The sequence below is a fragment of the Streptomyces roseolus genome (genome assembly GCF_014649855.1).
In the GTDB taxonomy this organism is placed as follows: domain Bacteria; phylum Actinomycetota; class Actinomycetes; order Streptomycetales; family Streptomycetaceae; genus Streptomyces; species Streptomyces roseolus.
This window is the reverse complement of sequence record NZ_BMTV01000076.1, coordinates 1-2,137: the sequence shown is the minus strand read 5'-3', so window position 1 is coordinate 2,137 and position 2,137 is coordinate 1. Positions and strand designations below refer to the sequence as shown.

2 protein-coding genes and 1 pseudogene are annotated in these 2,137 nt (G+C 71.1%); 1 reads left to right on the top strand and 2 read right to left on the bottom strand.

The annotated features are described in order from the left end of the window. Window positions 1–111: 111 nt before the first annotated feature. Window positions 112–443, top strand: a pseudogene (locus IE245_RS36500) (lyase family protein); the annotation flags it as partial. Window positions 444–776: 333 nt separating this feature from the next. Here IE245_RS36500 and IE245_RS36495 read toward each other — a convergent pair. Together IE245_RS36495 and IE245_RS36490 are read right to left on the bottom strand one after the other, a co-directional pair. Then, window positions 777–1,517, bottom strand: coding sequence for a peptidoglycan recognition protein family protein (locus IE245_RS36495; RefSeq protein ID WP_189955743.1), 741 nt, complete (start codon window positions 1,515–1,517; stop codon window positions 777–779). Further along, entirely contained in the window at window positions 1,517–1,738 is a 222-nt protein-coding gene (locus tag IE245_RS36490) for a hypothetical protein (protein ID WP_229852088.1), read from the bottom strand. Before IE245_RS36490 ends, IE245_RS36495 begins: the two co-directional genes overlap by 1 nt. Window positions 1,739–2,137 lie beyond the last annotated feature (399 nt).

Sequence of the window (2,137 nt, the reverse complement as noted above, 5' to 3'; positions counted from 1 at the left end):
CTGGCCGTTCGTCAGATCCCCACGTCCCACAGGACGTGATCATCAACGAACAAGATCCACTTTCGCAACAGACCCTAACGGACGATATTTCCATGGGTTCGGAAAGAACCGATCGTCAAGGGCGAAGGGGCCGCTGTGCAGCGCGAGGAGCGCGACCTGATAGGCGGGAGAGAGGCGGGGGCCGAGGTGTACTGGGGCGTCCATACGCTGCGGGCGGTGGAGAACTTCCCGCTCACCGGGATCCCGCTCTCGTCGCACCCCGAAGTCGTCGTGGCCCTCGCGGCGGTGAAGGAGGCGGCCCGCTCGCCCATCGGGAACTGGGGACGCTTCCCGAGGAGGAGGCCAGGGCGATCGTCGGCGCATGCCGGGAGATCCGCGGCGGTCGCCTGCACGACCAGTTCGTCGTGGACGTCTGCCAGGGCGGGGCGGGCACGTCGGCGAACACGGTCCCTGGAAAGGGGCGACCGGACCGCGCACGCCGTCCGGTCGCCCCTTCATGTGGGCCGGATCAGCTCCTTCGTCACGGTGCAGACCACCGGGCGAGAGCGGGGAAGCGGCTCCGGCGACACGACTCGGCGACCACGCCGCTTCGGCGGGCGTGAGGTGCGGGTCGGCCGGCCTGGCCCTGGCCGCCTCCTGGATCCGTTCCGAGTCCCGAGGGGTCGCTCCGGGAGCCGGCACGTATGTCGCGCAGCGAGAGGCCCCGCCCCGGGCGTGCAGCGAGACCGGGGACGTCCGCGCTGTCGGCGGTCACCATCGTCATGGCGCCCGCGGCGCTAGGCGAAAGCGGCGCCCCATGTGGCCGGTCCGACGACGCCGTCCACGCTCAGGCCCTTGCTGGACTGGAAACTGCGGCAGGCCGTGTCGGAGCCTGGTCCGTACTGGCCGTCCACGGTGAGGGAGTAGCCGTGTTTGCTGTTCATCTGGTACTGCCAGGTCGCCACGCTGGCGTGCACGGTGGCCGGGGGCTGACGGAAGCTGACCCCGGGGAAGGGCAGCGGGCCGCCGCCGGGGTTGACCTCGCCGCTGAGGACCCGGGAGTACAGGTTGCCCGGGCAGCCGGTCGAATGGTGGTCGCGATGACCGGTGATGGCCTGCGCGGCGCCGCCCGACACCCTCAGGCGGTTGATCCCGTACCGGATGGCGTCGATCAGCCCGGCCGTGACGGTGTCGTAGTTGCCGCTGGTTCCACCCGTCAGTGCGCAGACGGCGTACCAGTCGTCGTTGCCCTGAGTGGTGCCCTGGGCGGCGGTGCGGACGTACTCGCCACGGCCCTGGAAGAGGTACCCGTGGACGCAGGCGAGGTGGCTGTAGGCGATGTCCGACCAGCCGTTCGAATCCATGTGGTAGTTCTGGATGCCCCTCACCTGTGCGGCGCAGTCGCCGTGGTCGGCCTCGGCCACCTTCACGGCGTCGACGTGATGGACGACCACGCCGCCCTGTTCCGGTGTGATGCTGCCGCTGACGTTCGTGGGCGTTCGGGCGCCCCACTGGGCGCGGGTGACGAAGGTGGCCATCAGCGACGACCTCCACGGTCCACGGCGCAGCCGACGGTGGCGTTCAGCGGCTCGGGGCGGGCGCTCCGGGCGGCGTCGGAGCCGTAGACGGCTCCGGGATCGCGCGGGTGCGTCACGATCGACGGCCCCTCGCTCCTCGGCGGAAGAGGGGTGGCGGCGTACGCGGTTCCGGGGCGGACGACGGGGAGGGCGAGCGTGCTGCCGGCTGTCGCCAGCAGCACGACACGGCGGGAGATCCTTCGGGTCAACGGTCCTCCAGGTGAGGCGAGTCGGTCGTGGTTCTCGGGACACGGGAGCGGTGTGACGGGGTGGGACGTCCTGTGCCGAAGAGTGCATTCTGCGTGCGGTCGGGCTTCTCGTGCCCGCATCCCACGCGCATGTCAGGGGCGGATCCTCGACAACGGGGGCGCGGCGTCTGTCCGTGGGCGGACACCTGGCCGGTCGACGCCCCCGGAGCCGGTGTCGCCGTCTGCCGAGCGGTGCGTTCGGCAGCGGGAGGGCACGTGGGCTCCGGAGGGCGGTGACCCGCTTTGGGGCTGCCCGGGGGCGGCGTCCGGGTCAGCAGCCGCCGCAGTTGTAGAAGGTCACGTCCCAGTGGTTGCCCTCGTCGGCGTAGACGT